The sequence below is a fragment of the Pantoea anthophila genome, from assembly GCF_026104315.1.
Classification (GTDB): Bacteria; Pseudomonadota; Gammaproteobacteria; order Enterobacterales; family Enterobacteriaceae; genus Pantoea; species Pantoea anthophila.
Map to the genome: position 1 here is coordinate 1,108,170 of NZ_CP110473.1, position 13,879 is coordinate 1,122,048.

Here is a 13,879-nt window from a genome sequence, read left to right on the forward strand (position 1 = left end):
ATCCCTGTTAAATACATTAGCGGTACATATTACAGCAAAACCTAACGCGTGAAAGTAACTGAAGCAGAAATTGCCTTTTGTCGCTCGACAAAAGGCAAAAGAGGATTATTGCGGGTTGCTGGCAGGTTCAGCGGCAGGACGGAAGGCAAGGAAGTAGGCCAGGCCGACGAAGACGGCGCCCCCAACGGCATTACCTGCGAAGACGGCAACGAAGTTGGGGAAGTATTCCGCCCAGCTCAGCTGACCTGCAAAAATGGCGGCCGGAATAATGAACATGTTCGCGACGACGTGCTGGAAGCCGATGGCCACAAACGCCATGATCGGGAACCACATGCCAAAGATTTTGCCCACCACATCTTTACTGGCAAACGCCAGCCAGACCGCCAGGCAGACCAGCCAGTTGCAGCCGATGCCGGAAATAAAAGCGTGCAGGAAATCGGCGTGAACTTTTGCCGAGGCGATGGCTACGGTCTTCTTCAGATAATCGCCTTCGGTCATGCCCAGGATGTGGCCAAAGAACCAGGCGACAGCCACGCTGCCGAGGAAGTTAGCCAGGGTTACCCAGAACCAGTTGCGCGCCACGCTCATAAAGCTGATGCGACGGGCGAACCAGGCGACAGGCAGGGTCATCATATTACCGGTCAGCAGCTCACCACCGGCCAGTACCGTCAGAATCAACCCGACCGGGAAAACGGCTGCGCCGAGCAGGCCGCCAAAGGAGCCCCAGTCTGCAGGCAGGGAGTTAATGACATGAAGATCCAGCAGGAAGCCGGTCGCGATAAACGCGCCCGCCAAAAAGCCGAGAATCAGAAGGATGCTGACAGGCACACGGCTTTTAGCCACGCCTGCCTGGATCGCCAGTTGTGCGATTTCTTTAGGTGTATGCAGCGACATAGTATCTCAGTAGTTTTTTTATGAATAATGGGACGATAAACGCCTGGTGGACGCGCGGCGCGCGGGAGAGGGTCCCGGCATCCGCTAAATTAGCGGGCTAAGTTTTGCATGCGTAAAAGATGAAGACAAGAAAATTCCTATAACATATTTAACCATGAATTAACCTGACCTCAGGGTAAATAACAGCCGTTGTCCCCGTATGAGGTCAGCATCACGGTTTTCCGCTGCGCCATGCTGCTGAAACTTCGCAGGTTGCCGCCTTTTTCAGCGATCAAACCGAGAATGTGATTTTGCCGTTGACACCCCGGGGACGGTTTCATATTATGCCGTCCGTCGCTTAACACGACAGTTTTTCGGTTCGGGGCTATAGCTCAGCTGGGAGAGCGCCTGCATGGCATGCAGGAGGTCAGCGGTTCGATCCCGCTTAGCTCCACCAAACTTCTTCCCAAAAGTTTGGTACTGAAAAATGATTCCAGATGTGGGGGTATAGCTCAGCTGGGAGAGCGCTTGCATGGCATGCAAGAGGTCAGCGGTTCGATCCCGCTTATCTCCACCATTTTCTGACACATCGCTGTCAACATCCTTTCTGTAGTACGCATTCTTCGCCTTTTCTGCGAGTCTCACTTTCTGTTGCTGTTTCTCCCGCTTTGCCCTCGTTAACGCTTTTCGCCATCAGGGTTGTTCTGCGCCATGCTGCTGTCCCGGACATGCTGCGCGGCCTCTGCACGGCTGTTAAACGAAGAGAACAGGCCTGAGCAGGCGGGCGGAAGGGGAGCGAAGGGGATAAGTTAAAGCGATGCAGGGAAGAGAAGGGCAAGGCAGAAGAGAAGGGCGAGACCGGCTCGCCCTCTGAAACTTAAAACGCCAGCACCAGCCCGGCGATAGCGGCGGAGAGCACGCTGACCAGCGTAGAGCCGTACAGCAGCTTCAGGCCAAAGCGGGAGACCACGTTGCCCTGTTCTTCGTTCAGACCTTTAATCGCACCGGCCACGATGCCGATGGATGAGAAGTTAGCAAACGACACCAGGAACACCGACAGGATACCTTCTGAGTTTGGCGACAGCTGACCCGCAATTTTCTGCAGATCCATCATGGCAACAAACTCATTGGAGACCAGCTTGGTCGCCATGATACTGCCAACCTGCAACGCTTCACCGGACGGCACGCCCATCATCCACGCAAACGGATAGAAGACAAAGCCAAGCACGCCCTGGAAGGTGACGCCGAAGATGAGGTCAAACAGCGCATTCAGGCCTGAAATCAGCGCGATAAAACCAATCAGCATGGCCGCAACGATAATCGCGACGCGGAACCCCGCCAGAATATATTCACCCAGCATCTCAAAGAAGCTCTGACCCTTGTGCAGATCCTGCAACTGGAGGTCTTCTTCGTTCTCAACGCGATAAGGGTTAATCAGCGACAGCACAATGAAGGTGCTGAACATGTTGAGCACCAGCGCCGCGACCACATACTTTGGCTGCAGCATGGTCATGTAGGCACCGACGATAGACATCGAGACGGTCGACATCGCGGTTGCTGCCATGGTGTACATGCGGCGGTTAGACATTTTGCCGAGGATATCTTTATAGGCAATGAAGTTTTCTGACTGTCCCAGAATCAGAGAACTCACGGCGTTGAAAGATTCCAGTTTTCCCATGCCGTTCACTTTCGACAGCACGGTGCCGATACCGCGAATCACCCACGGCAGGATACGGAAATGCTGCAGAATGCCGATCAGCGCAGAGATAAAGACGATAGGGCAGAGGACGTTCAGGAAGAAGAAGGCCAGACCTTTGTCGTTCATGTTGCCAAAGACAAAGTTGGTTCCCTGGGCAGCATACTTCAGCAGATGGTCAAAGAAGCCTGCGAAACCTTTAACGAAGCCCAGTCCCGCTTCTGAGTTCAGGAAGAACCAGGCGAGGACTATTTCAATCACAAGTAGCTGTATGATGTAGCGGATGCGAATGCTTTTACGATCGTGACTGACCAGCAGGGAGAGTATCCCGACCACCACCAGTGCTAAAATAAACTGCAAAATATGGGACATAGTTGCTCCAAATTTGAGGAGGATTGTATTTTGCTGCGTATTCTATGTAACGCGTTACTTAAAAACGAGATCTGAACCACAATATAAGTATTCGCTATCGCTATATTTTCCAGAAAAGTTTCCGTGATCACGTCCTGTTTACAAATCATTTACCTCTTATAACCACATAATTATTGTCTATATTTTACACAGAGCGTAAAGTGACATGCTTGCTCACATTTTTAGCAGTCACTTCCTTTGCTGTAATGTATAGCAATGGCTATACTTTATAGCAGTATCTATTACACCGATAACAATAAACGAATTTCACTTGCTCATGCCAACCCCTAAGCTGCCGGGGCAGGCACATGTTCAGACAGGGTACCGGATATGTTTGAAAGTCGTACCGCCGAGCGCGCCGCTCGCGGAGTCAGAAAAGTCAAACTCGCACTGCTGGGGCCCGCCTTTATCGCCGCTATCGGCTATATCGATCCGGGCAACTTTGCGACCAATATTCAGGCGGGCGCCGCTTACGGCTATAAGCTGCTGTGGGTCGTGGTGTGGGCAAACGTCATGGCCATGCTGATCCAGCTGATGTCCGCCAAGCTGGGTATCGCCACGGGTAAAAACCTCGCTGAACATATCCGCGATCGTTTTCCCCGGCCCGCCGTCTGGTTCTACTGGGTGCAGGCAGAAATTATTGCGATGGCGACCGACCTGGCGGAGTTTATCGGGGCCGCGCTGGGGTTCAAACTGCTGCTCGGTATCTCGCTGATGCAGGGCGCAGTGCTGACCGGTGTCGCCACATTCCTGATCCTGATGCTGCAGAGCCGGGGGCAAAAGCCGCTGGAGCTGGTGATCGGAGGACTGCTGCTGTTTGTGGCGGCGGCCTATATCGTCGAACTCTTCTTCTCTCAGCCTGACGTCAAAGAGCTGGTGACCGGGATGGCACTGCCCGCGCTGCCGACATCCGATGCCGTCTTCCTGGCGGCCGGTGTGCTGGGCGCCACCATCATGCCGCACGTCATCTATCTGCACTCTGCCCTGACGCAGGGTAAAAGTGAGGAAAGTAAAAGTCAGCGTTACTCCTCGACCAAGCTGGACGTGGCCATTGCGATGACGATTGCCGGATTCGTCAATCTGGCGATGATGGCGACTGCGGCAGCCGCCTTTCACTTCAGCGGTCACAGTAAAATTGCGGAACTCGATCAGGCCTACCTGACGCTGCAACCGCTGCTGGGTCAGGCAGCGGCGACGGTCTTCGGTCTGAGTCTGGTCGCCGCGGGATTATCCTCGACCGTGGTGGGCACCCTGGCGGGACAGGTGGTGATGCAGGGCTTTATCCGCTTCCATATTCCGCTCTGGTTACGCCGCACCATCACCATGCTGCCCTCGTTTATTGTCATCGCGGCAGGCTGGGACCCAACCCGGGTTCTGGTGATGAGTCAGGTGCTGCTGAGTTTCGGAATTGCACTGGCGCTGATCCCGCTGCTGGCTTTTACCGGCAATCGCGAGCTGATGGGGGAGGATATGGTTAACTCCCGCCTGATGCAGAACACCGGCCGCCTGATTGTGCTGCTGGTGATTACGCTGAACCTCTATTTGCTGGTGGGAGAGGCGCTGGGGCTGTAACGCGCCTGACTGACAAAAAACGCCCGGTTATGCCGGGCGTTTTGTTTAGTGACGATCGTGGCCGTGCGGGCCCGGTCCGTGAGGCCCGAACCCATGCGGCCCCGGACCACGACGGTCATGATGATCCCAGTCACGATCGCGGCGATGCTGATGTTCCCAGCGACGCTCACGGTCGCGCTCATGCCAGCGACGTTCACGCTCCCACTGCTGATGACGCCGCCACTCTTCGTGGCGCCACCAGCGGCGTTCATTATAAGAATAACGATCGTTCCACCAGCGCGGTTCACGCCAGCGACCGCCATCCCAGTAGTAGCCACGGCGATCGCGGTCACCCAGGTTCAGGGTTACGCCGGGGGACAGTGTAATAGAGGCTCCAGAGGCCTGGGCGGTCTGGTGTGCCAGTGGCGACAACAGGGCCAGCAGGGCAGCAAATATCAGGGCTCTTTTCATTTTTTTCTCCTCATCAACAGTCTGATGCTGTTGCGGCGCAGTCTGTGCCTGCGGATTGCTGTTGTTACCGTATCATTGTGTCGGAAGATTGTGAGGAAATTGGGGAGAGAAAGGGGATTGAGACAATTCTGGCCCTGAAACTGCCCGGTGAGCACCGGGCAGGGCAGGGATCACATCAGGGCCGCGTCAATGGCTGCCAGCTCGTCGTCGCTGAATTCACGGCGGGCCAGCATCGCCACGGCATCATCAATCTGCGCCGTTTTACTGGCACCAATCAGTACCGAGGTGACGCGCTCATCGCGCAGCACCCACGCCAGCGCCATCTGCGCCAGCTTCTGCCCGCGCTGCTGCGCCAGGGTATTCAGTCTGCGCACCCGCGCCATTTTCTCCTCCGTCAGCTGGTTCTCATCCAGGAAGCGGCTGCCGCTGGCCACACGCGAATCGGCCGGGATGCCCTGCAGATAGCGATCGGTGAGGACGCCACCCGCCAGCGGGGAAAAGGCGATACAGCCGACGCCCGCCTCGCCGAGCGTCTGAATGAGTCCCTGCTCCGGTGTGCGTTCAAACATCGAATAGCGCGGCTGGTGGATCAGACAGGGCGTGCCGAGATCGCGCAGGATCGCTATCGCGTCAGCCGCGAGCCCGGCCGGATAGTTCGAGAGGGCGGCGTAGAGCGCTTTGCCCTGACGCACCACATGATCCAGCGCGCGCATCGTCTCCTCCAGCGGGGTGTCCGGATCGGGGCGGTGATGATAGAAAATATCCACATACTCCAGCCCCATACGTTTCAGGCTCTGGTCCAGACTGGCGACCAGATACTTACGCGATCCCCAGTCGCCATAAGGCCCCTGCCACATGGTGTAACCCGCTTTAGTGGAGATAATCAGCTCATCGCGATGCGCCCGAAAATCTTCCCGCAGAAGCCGGCCGAAGTTTTCCTCTGCCGAGCCGGGCGGCGGACCATAGTTATTCGCTAAGTCGAAGTGCGTAATGCCACGGTCAAAGGCATGGCGCAGCAGTTCACGGCTGTTATCGACGCGGGTGCTGTCACCAAAGTTATGCCACAGCCCCAGCGAAATGGCGGGCAGCTTAATGCCGCTGCGGCCGCTGCGCCGGTATTCCATCTGCTGATAACGGTCGGGATGGGGGAAAGAGGACATTCAGCGCTCCTGAGTAAAAACGGGAAGATGTGCCAAAAGTCTATCAGTGTATACGGTTACACTTGGTCGCAATGCGCACCAGTTCGCAATTTTACAGAATATTCCGCCAGCGTAACGCCCGCTTTCCGCACATTGCGGCGGCTGAAAGCTACCCCTTTTCTCGCTAATTTCAACGGCTGTCAGATACTTAAGCCGACTCTTCCCTGAAAGGAATGCGCGATGTCTACATTTACCGTTGGCGATTACCTGCTAAGCCGTCTGCAGGAGATTGGTATAGAGCATCTGTTTGGTGTGCCGGGCGACTATAACCTCCAGTTTCTTGATCGGGTCATTGCCCATCCCACCCTCAGCTGGGTGGGGTGCGCCAATGAACTTAACGCAGCCTATGCGGCGGATGGTTATGCGCGCTGCAACGGCGCAGGGGCACTACTGACCACCTTTGGTGTCGGCGAGCTGAGCGCAATCAACGGCGTCGCAGGCAGCTATGCTGAATATCTGCCGGTCATTCACATCGTGGGTGCGCCTGCGACAGGCGCACAGTCGCAGGGTGACTGCGTTCACCATTCGCTGGGCGATGGCGATTTTCAGCATTTTATTCGTATGGCCGGGGAGGTCAGCGCCGCAACCGCCCGGCTTACCGCGGACAACGCCACGGCTGAGATTGACCGGGTGATAACCCATGCGCTGCAGGCTCGTCGTCCGGGTTATCTTTCGCTGGCGGTTGACGTCGCGGCGACGGAAGTCCCGCCACCCGCCCGGCCGCTGATTATCCGGCAAACCTCTTCGCCCGACGTCCGCCGTGCTTTCCGCGCTGCGGCGGAGCGGATGCTGGCTTCGGCGCAGCGCGTGTCACTGCTGGCGGATTTCCTTGCGCTGCGCTGGCAGCAGCAGGCGGCACTGGCCGCGCTGCGTGAACAGCGTGCGATACCCTGCGCCACGCTGCTGATGGGTAAAGGCGTACTGGATGAACAGCAGCCGGGTTACGTCGGCACCTATGCCGGTGAGGCGAGCGCCGGACAGGTGCGTGAACAGATTGAGCAGGTGGACGTGGCGATCTGCGTCGGCGTCCGTTTTACCGATACGATCACCGCGGGCTTCACGCAGCAGTTCGCCCCGGAGAAATGTATTGACCTGCAGCCGCACAGCGCCCGCGCAGGCTCGGAACAGTTTGCGCCGCTGTCGATGGCCGATGCGTTAAGCGAGCTCCAGTCGCTGTTCGCGCAATATGGGCAGCAGTGGCAGAGTGGTGACACGCCCACCGTCGCGCAGCCCGAAGCGCCAGCGGCGATCATCAGTCAGCAGGCGTTCTGGCAGGCCATGCAGTCATTCCTGCAACCCGGCGACCTGATTCTGGCCGAACAGGGTACGGCAGCCTTTGGTGCAGCAGCCCTGCGACTGCCTTCACAGGCACAGCTGGTGGTGCAGCCATTGTGGGGCTCGATCGGCTATACTCTCCCGGCAGCCTTTGGCGCGCAGACGGCCGCGCCGGATCGCCGGGTTATCCTGATCATCGGTGACGGCTCGGCGCAGCTGACCATTCAGGAACTGGGCTCAATGCTGCGTGACCGGCAGTCGCTGATTATCTTTCTGCTGAATAATGAAGGTTATACCGTCGAAAGAGCGATTCACGGTGCAACTCAACGTTATAATGATATTGCACAGTGGAACTGGACCGCCTTACCGCACGCTTTCAGCCTGCAGGGCCAGGCGCAGAGCTGGCGCATCAGTGAAACGGTGCAGTTAAACGAGGTGATGGCGCGGCTCTCACGGCCTCAATGGCTGTCGCTGGTTGAGGTGGTGATGCCGAAAGACGATCTGCCGCCGCTGTTACGAAAAGTCACGGCCTGCCTGAATCAACGCAACGGCGGCTAAGATTCAGATAGTTGCCGCTGTGCAGGGTTGACTATCGCGGTTAGGCTGTAGCACACCTGAGTAAGACGCTCACCAATCGCACCGGTGAGCGTTGTTGTTTTATGGGCAGAATTTTATAGTGTCCTCCAACTCTTAAGACCCCAAGCGGAGCAACAGAAGAATGACAACCTATGCCTTGGTCGGCGATGTCGGCGGGACTAACGCGCGCCTCGCCCTGTGTGAGGTGGAAAGCGGCAGCATCTCCCAGGCCAAAACATTCTCAACATCAGACTACGACAGCCTCGAAGCTGTCATCCGCCACTATCTTGATGAACAACAGCAGGATGTTAAAGATGGCTGTATTGCCATTGCCTGCCCGATTACCGATGACTGGGTTGAAATGACCAACCATGACTGGGCGTTTTCGACGCGCAAGCTCAAAGAGAACATCGGTTTTGAACACCTGGAAATCATTAACGACTTCACGGCCGTCTCAATGGCGATCCCGATGCTGACCGCTGACAATGTGATTCAGTTCGGCGGAACTGAACCGGTAAAAGATAAACCTATCGCGATTTATGGTGCCGGAACCGGATTAGGCGTCAGCCATCTGGTGCATGTGGACAAGCGCTGGGTAAGCCTGCCGGGCGAGGGCGGCCATGTCGATCTGGCGGCCAACAGCGAAGAAGAAGATCAGATTCTGGAAGTGCTGCGCGAAGAGCTTGGCCATGTTTCCGCCGAGCGCGTGCTGTCGGGTGCCGGTCTGGTTAACCTCTATCGCGCGATTGTTAAAGTGGACAAGCGCGTGCCGGAGAACCTGAAGCCGAAAGATGTCAGCCAGCGTGCGCTGGATGACAGCTGCACCGACTGCCGTCGTGCGCTGTCGATGTTCTGCGTCATCATGGGCCGTTTTGGCGGCAATCTGGCGCTGAATCTCGGCACCTTCGGGGGCGTCTACATCGCAGGGGGCATCGTGCCTCGCTTCCTGGAGTTCTTTAAGGCGTCCGGGTTCCGCGCTGCCTTCGAAGACAAAGGGCGTTTCCGCGACTATGTGGCCAGCATTCCGGTCTATATGATTACGCACGATCAGCCTGGCCTGCTGGGCGCGGGCGCGCATCTGCGTCAGACCCTGGGTCGCGAAATCTGATCCGGCTTCCGCTCGTGCACGGCATCTGACTGTGCGCGAGCGGGTTCCCGGCTTGATCAGGGCGGCCCGGGCACGCCTTATCCGCTTTACGACTCCCTTCCCGGACACGCTTTTCCCCGGCGTCAGAGCCGCATTAACTGTCGAAACAGCTTGACCTTGCTGCGACTGACCGGCACCTGAAATTCCAGATCGCGCAGTTTCAGCAGATAGGTATTGTTAAACCAGGGTTCGATTTCGCGAATTTTGTTCAGGCTGACGCAGTAAGAGCGATGGCAGCGGAAAAACTGCTGCTCCGGCAGGCGGGAACAGAACTCGGTAATGTTCATCGACATCACATAGGATTCACGCCGGGTGTAGACGAACGTCAGCTTCTCATGTGCCTCAACGTAGTAAATATCATTCACGTCCGTGACGATGATGCGCTCATCTTTGACCAGATTGACCGTCTGCGGGGCGGGTGTGGCACTGAGGTGGCTGACCGCCTGCTGCGCCTGTGCCGTGGCTTCAAGCTTGTTCAGCATGGTGACAATCCGTGATTCCTGATAGGGCTTGAGAATGTAGTCAAACGCCTCCAGCTCAAACGCCTCCACCGCATGCTCTTTCCAGGCGGTAATGAAGACAATCAGCGGCTTGTGGGCAAACTGATGGATGTTCTGCGCCAGCAGCATGCCATCCAGTGAAGGAATGTTGATGTCGAGAAAGATCACATCCACCCGATGCTGTTGCAGATACTTCAGCACGTCGAGGCCATCATCAAAGCAGGCTTCAATTTCGATTTTGCTGTGATGCTGGATCATCCAGCTCAGCTCCTGCTGCGCCAGGAATTCATCTTCCACAATAATGGCTTTCATAACAGATTCTCCGCCAGCCGCTGGCCGTTTTTACTGAGCGTAAAAGAGATTTCCGTGCCCGGCTCATGTCGCACAATGCACAATCCCTGACCCGACAGCAGTTTCACCCGGTGATGCACGTTGAGCAGGCCGATTTTATTGCCGGGCATGTCGTTGCGCGCCACCCGGGCCATCACCTCCTGGCTGATCCCCTTGCCGGTATCCCGCACTGAAATCCGCACCTGGTCGCCCTGATCCCGCACGCTCAGCGTCACCACGCCTTTGCCTTTACAGGGCTGGATACCGTGCACAATGGCATTCTCCACCAGCGGCTGAATCAGCAGGCTGGGCAGCAGAAAGTGCAGATCTTCATCGACGTCATAAATCATCGTCAGCTTGTCGCCAAACCGCGCCTGCTCTATGGCGATGTAATCTTTGACCTGCCACAGCTCTTTGCGGATGTCGATCAGCTCATCGTCGTTCAGCTCCAGGTTGTAGCGCAGATAGCGCGACAGGTTAATCACCAGCTGGCGGGCGGTATCGGGATTGAGCCGGATGGAGGAGGAGATCGCGTTCAGGGCATTAAACAGAAAATGGGGATTTATTTTGCTTTGCAGCGCTCGCAGTTCCGCTTTATTGGCCATTTCGCGCAGCTGCTCGGCGCGCGACACCTCCAGCTGCGTAGAGATAATCTGTGACAGACCGATCGCCATCTCTTTCAGCGAGCCGGTAATACGATGCGCACGACGGTAGTAAATTTTCAGCGTACCGGTGACCTTGCCCTTTTCCCACAGCGGAATCACAATCATGGAGTGAATGTCTTTGGTGCGATGGGCTTCATCATTGTTTTTGATGATAATTTTACCGCTGGCGATCGACTGCGCGGTGGTAGGACTGATACCGTCATCCCCGTGCTGATAGTTATGTTCGCCATAGCCAACATAGGCCAGAATCTGCTTTTTATCGGTCATCGCCACCGCATCGGCTTTGATTTCCCGCCGGATAATGTCACAGATGTTGCGCAGTGAGTCGCTGTTAACCTGACGAAACAGCGGCAGCGTTTTATTGGCGATCTCCAGCGCCAGCTTGGCCTGACGCGCGGCAATCGCCTCTTTTTCCCCTTCAACGCTCTGCACCAGCAACACAATCAGGCCGATGCTGGAGGCGCCGAGGATCATCGGCAGGGCGATTTCGGACACTATCGCCAGGCCGAGCGATGTGGGGCGCGCCCACAAGACAATCAGCACCATCGTCAGGGCTTCACACAGCATCCCGCCGACGATACCGGCACGCCAGCGATGCTCTTTCAGGACCCGCCGGTTAATGCCCCCCGCCACAACACCGGCAATGATGCTGGTAATCAGACAGGGAACGGAAGTCACGCCGTGGATATCGATCAGAAAGCGGTGCAGGCCGGCGATGATGCCGGTGGCGATACCGACCCAGGGACCAAACAGGATGCCGCCCGCCATCACGGCGATCACCCGCACGTTCAGCAGCGACCCATCCACATTGACCCCCGACCAGGTGCTGAACAGGGCAAACAGGGAGAAGATCGCGGTGACCGCTATCTTCTCTGCGCGGGTATGTTCATCTTTCTGCAGCAGCTGACGAAACGGACGGGTGCGCGTCAGGAAAAACAGGCAGATCAGCATCAGGGCGGCGCGGTCAAAAACGGCCAGCAACATCGTGAAGTGGGAGGGCACAGGCGGCTCGTCGGCAAGGGAAAGTGACCCTATGATAAAAAATGTGATCGCGAACCGCCAGCCTCCTGGTGAATCGTGCCGGGCATTCCTGCTGCAGGTCAATTTTTAAGGGAATGCAGCTAAAAGAGGAAAGCCTGAGCGCAATAAAGGGGAACAGATTTCCCGCCGGTTAACGCTGGTCGCTGGAAGGCCGTTTTGCTATGTTGCGCGCTAACGCGTGCCAGCGATCGCCGGTAAACCGCATCACCCGGGAGCAGCAGATGCAACTTGTCACCACCCGTTTAACCCTCACCCGACTACAGCCAGAAGACTGGCAACTGTTTCGCGCCGTCCATGAAGATCGCGACACCATGGCCTGGGTGAGTGAAATCCCTGATGAGGCGGATATCCGCCAGCGTTTCACGTCGCGTCTGGCCCCCTGGCAGCCCGGGAGCTTTCATATGCTCTGTCTGGTTGCGCGGCGGCGGGATAACGGGGAGCCGATTGGCCTGTTTGGCTGCAGCCCGGAGTGGGAGCCGCATCGGCAGGCAGAAGTGGGCTACATGCTGCTGCATCGCTACTGCGGTCAGGGATATGGCAGCGAGGCGCTGGCGGCCCTGTGCCAGTTTTTACTGGAGGCTGATTTCCATAAACTTAAGGCGCTGGTGGTGGAAGGTAACTGGGCCTCGCGCCGTATTCTGGAGAAGAACGGTTTTCAGCTGGAGGGGACGCTGCGGGATAATTATCTGCTGAACGGCTGTTGGGTGAACGACTGGCTGCTGGGACGACTGAATCCGCAGCAATAAAAATATTTTCTGCCATGCTCGACAAAATGATCCTCACCACGTTATGTTCATAACGGGTCACTGCAGTGACCCGCGTCGCTCGGACGGTCCGGGCGCTTACGTAATCCAGAGGACACTATGGCTGATAACAGCACACCCCGTCGTTTCTCGCGTATTGAACGTTTACCCCCTTACGTTTTTAATATCACCGCTGAACTGAAGATGGCTGCGCGCCGGCGCGGCGAAGATATCATCGACTTTTCAATGGGCAATCCCGATGGTCCGACCCCACCGCATATCGTCGAAAAGCTCTGCCAGGTGGCACAGCGTGATGACACCCACGGTTACTCGACTTCCCGCGGCATTCCGCGTCTGCGCCGGGCCATTTCCCGCTGGTACGCCGATCGCTATCAGGTCGAAATCGATCCGGAATCGGAGGCGATTGTCACTATCGGCTCTAAAGAGGGGCTGGCGCATCTGATGCTGGCAACGCTGGACCACGGCGACACCGTGCTGGTGCCGAACCCCAGCTATCCGATTCATATCTACGGCGCGGTGATTGCGGGTGCGCAGGTGCGGTCAGTGCCGCTGGTGGCGGGCGTTGACTTCTTCAACGAGCTGGAACGCGCCATCCGCGAGAGTTATCCCAAGCCAAAAATGATGATCCTCGGCTTCCCGTCCAACCCCACCGCCCAGTGTGTGGAACTCGACTTTTTCGAACGGGTCATTGCGCTGGCGAAACAGTACAACGTGCTGGTGATCCACGATCTGGCCTACGCCGACATCGTCTACGACGGCTGGAAAGCGCCGTCAATCATGCAGGTGCCGGGGGCGCGTGATGTCGCCGTGGAATTCTTTACCCTGTCGAAAAGCTACAACATGGCGGGCTGGCGCATTGGTTTCATGGTGGGCAACAAAGAGCTGGTTGCCGCACTGGCGCGTATCAAAAGCTACCACGACTACGGCACGTTCACACCGCTCCAGGTGGCGGCGATTGCTGCGCTCGAGGGCGATCAGCAGTGCGTGCGCGACATCGCCGAGCAGTACAAACGCCGTCGCGATGTGCTGGTGAAAGGTCTGCATGAAGCGGGCTGGATGGTGGAGAATCCGAAAGCGTCCATGTACGTCTGGGCAAAAATTCCGGACCACTATGCGCATCTGGGATCGCTGGAATTTGCCAAACATCTGCTGCAGGAGGCAAAAGTCTGTGTCTCGCCCGGTATCGGATTTGGCGACTACGGTGATACGCACGTGCGTTTTGCGCTGATTGAAAACAGCGATCGCATACGTCAGGCGGTGCGGGGGATAAAAGCGATGTTTCGTGCCGACGGCGTGTTGCCGGGCAGCATGAAACTGCAGGAAGAAGAACGCTGACAGCCAGCAAGGGCGACGTTAACGTCGCCCTCTGGCGGCACTGTC

At 56.9% G+C, this 13,879-nt stretch carries 11 protein-coding genes and 2 tRNA genes; 7 read left to right on the forward strand and 6 right to left on the reverse strand.

The window, feature by feature from the left end; all coding sequences use genetic code 11:
* Positions 1-105 precede the first annotated feature (105 nt).
* Positions 106-894: a formate/nitrite transporter family protein gene (locus OJ965_RS07820; RefSeq protein ID WP_009088865.1), complete on the reverse strand. Its 789-nt coding sequence runs from the start codon at positions 892-894 to the stop codon at positions 106-108.
* Between the two features lie 360 nt (positions 895-1,254).
* Between OJ965_RS07820 and OJ965_RS07825 the strand changes: the two genes are divergently transcribed.
* Positions 1,255-1,330, forward strand: a tRNA-Ala gene (locus tag OJ965_RS07825).
* A 44-nt stretch (positions 1,331-1,374) separates the two neighbouring features.
* Positions 1,375-1,450: transfer RNA gene (locus OJ965_RS07830), tRNA-Ala, on the forward strand.
* 300 nt (positions 1,451-1,750) lie between these two features.
* Here the strand turns inward: OJ965_RS07830 and OJ965_RS07835 are convergent.
* Complete coding sequence (locus OJ965_RS07835) at positions 1,751-2,941, reverse strand: NupC/NupG family nucleoside CNT transporter (protein WP_009088868.1); 1,191 nt, start codon at positions 2,939-2,941, stop codon at positions 1,751-1,753.
* A gap of 369 nt (positions 2,942-3,310) precedes the next feature.
* Between OJ965_RS07835 and OJ965_RS07840 the strand changes: the two genes are divergently transcribed.
* The gene (locus OJ965_RS07840) at positions 3,311-4,552 is read left to right on the forward strand and encodes an Nramp family divalent metal transporter (protein WP_265138698.1); all 1,242 of its coding nucleotides are present in this window, start codon (positions 3,311-3,313) and stop codon (positions 4,550-4,552) included.
* A gap of 45 nt (positions 4,553-4,597) precedes the next feature.
* Here the strand turns inward: OJ965_RS07840 and OJ965_RS07845 are convergent, their stop codons facing one another.
* Both OJ965_RS07845 and mgrA read right to left on the reverse strand, forming a co-directional pair.
* Positions 4,598-5,002 (reverse strand): DUF2502 domain-containing protein, encoded by a 405-nt coding sequence (locus OJ965_RS07845; RefSeq protein WP_265138699.1) that lies wholly within the window; start codon positions 5,000-5,002, stop codon positions 4,598-4,600.
* 170 nt (positions 5,003-5,172) lie between these two features.
* Positions 5,173-6,162: an L-glyceraldehyde 3-phosphate reductase gene (gene mgrA / locus OJ965_RS07850; RefSeq protein WP_150028918.1), complete on the reverse strand. Its 990-nt coding sequence runs from the start codon at positions 6,160-6,162 to the stop codon at positions 5,173-5,175.
* Positions 6,163-6,381: 219 nt separating this feature from the next.
* On the opposite strand from mgrA, the gene ipdC reads away from it, so the two are divergent.
* Both ipdC and glk read left to right on the forward strand, forming a co-directional pair.
* Complete coding sequence (gene ipdC, locus OJ965_RS07855; protein ID WP_265138700.1) at positions 6,382-8,034, forward strand: indolepyruvate decarboxylase; 1,653 nt, start codon at positions 6,382-6,384, stop codon at positions 8,032-8,034.
* A gap of 160 nt (positions 8,035-8,194) precedes the next feature.
* Positions 8,195-9,160 carry a glucokinase gene (gene glk / locus OJ965_RS07860; protein ID WP_009088878.1) on the forward strand — a complete coding sequence of 322 codons (966 nt, stop codon included), beginning with the start codon at positions 8,195-8,197 and terminating at the stop codon, positions 9,158-9,160.
* 122 nt (positions 9,161-9,282) lie between these two features.
* Here the strand turns inward: glk and OJ965_RS07865 are convergent, their stop codons facing one another.
* Together OJ965_RS07865 and OJ965_RS07870 are read right to left on the reverse strand one after the other, a co-directional pair.
* Positions 9,283-10,011, reverse strand: a complete 729-nt coding sequence (locus OJ965_RS07865; protein WP_009088880.1) for a LytR/AlgR family response regulator transcription factor — start codon at positions 10,009-10,011, stop codon at positions 9,283-9,285.
* Entirely contained in the window at positions 10,008-11,678 is a 1,671-nt protein-coding gene (locus OJ965_RS07870) for a sensor histidine kinase (RefSeq protein WP_111208565.1), read from the reverse strand. The genes OJ965_RS07865 and OJ965_RS07870 overlap by 4 nt, the downstream gene beginning before the upstream one ends.
* 278 nt (positions 11,679-11,956) lie before the next feature.
* Between OJ965_RS07870 and OJ965_RS07875 the strand changes: the two genes are divergently transcribed.
* Positions 11,957-12,481 (forward strand): GNAT family N-acetyltransferase, encoded by a 525-nt coding sequence (locus tag OJ965_RS07875; protein WP_111208575.1) that lies wholly within the window; start codon positions 11,957-11,959, stop codon positions 12,479-12,481.
* Between the two features lie 117 nt (positions 12,482-12,598).
* A complete protein-coding gene (gene alaC / locus OJ965_RS07880) occupies positions 12,599-13,834 on the forward strand; it encodes an alanine transaminase (protein WP_009088884.1) in 1,236 nt (411 codons plus the stop codon).
* The last annotated feature ends 45 nt before the right edge of the window (positions 13,835-13,879 follow it).

What these genes read in the sequence shown, in the direction of transcription:
- mgrA (WP_150028918.1), bottom strand. Translation starts at nt 6,162, where the DNA reads ATGTCCTCTTTCCCCCATCCCGACCGTTATCAGCAGATGGAATACCGG.
- OJ965_RS07870 (WP_111208565.1), bottom strand. Translation starts at nt 11,678, where the DNA reads ATGTTGCTGGCCGTTTTTGACCGCGCCGCCCTGATGCTGATCTGCCTG.
- OJ965_RS07820 (WP_009088865.1), bottom strand. Translation starts at nt 894, where the DNA reads ATGTCGCTGCATACACCTAAAGAAATCGCACAACTGGCGATCCAGGCA.
- glk (WP_009088878.1), top strand. Translation starts at nt 8,195, where the DNA reads ATGACAACCTATGCCTTGGTCGGCGATGTCGGCGGGACTAACGCGCGC.
- ipdC (WP_265138700.1), top strand. Translation starts at nt 6,382, where the DNA reads ATGTCTACATTTACCGTTGGCGATTACCTGCTAAGCCGTCTGCAGGAG.
- OJ965_RS07875 (WP_111208575.1), top strand. Translation starts at nt 11,957, where the DNA reads ATGCAACTTGTCACCACCCGTTTAACCCTCACCCGACTACAGCCAGAA.
- OJ965_RS07840 (WP_265138698.1), top strand. Translation starts at nt 3,311, where the DNA reads ATGTTTGAAAGTCGTACCGCCGAGCGCGCCGCTCGCGGAGTCAGAAAA.
- OJ965_RS07865 (WP_009088880.1), bottom strand. Translation starts at nt 10,011, where the DNA reads ATGAAAGCCATTATTGTGGAAGATGAATTCCTGGCGCAGCAGGAGCTG.
- alaC (WP_009088884.1), top strand. Translation starts at nt 12,599, where the DNA reads ATGGCTGATAACAGCACACCCCGTCGTTTCTCGCGTATTGAACGTTTA.
- OJ965_RS07835 (WP_009088868.1), bottom strand. Translation starts at nt 2,941, where the DNA reads ATGTCCCATATTTTGCAGTTTATTTTAGCACTGGTGGTGGTCGGGATA.
- OJ965_RS07845 (WP_265138699.1), bottom strand. Translation starts at nt 5,002, where the DNA reads ATGAAAAGAGCCCTGATATTTGCTGCCCTGCTGGCCCTGTTGTCGCCA.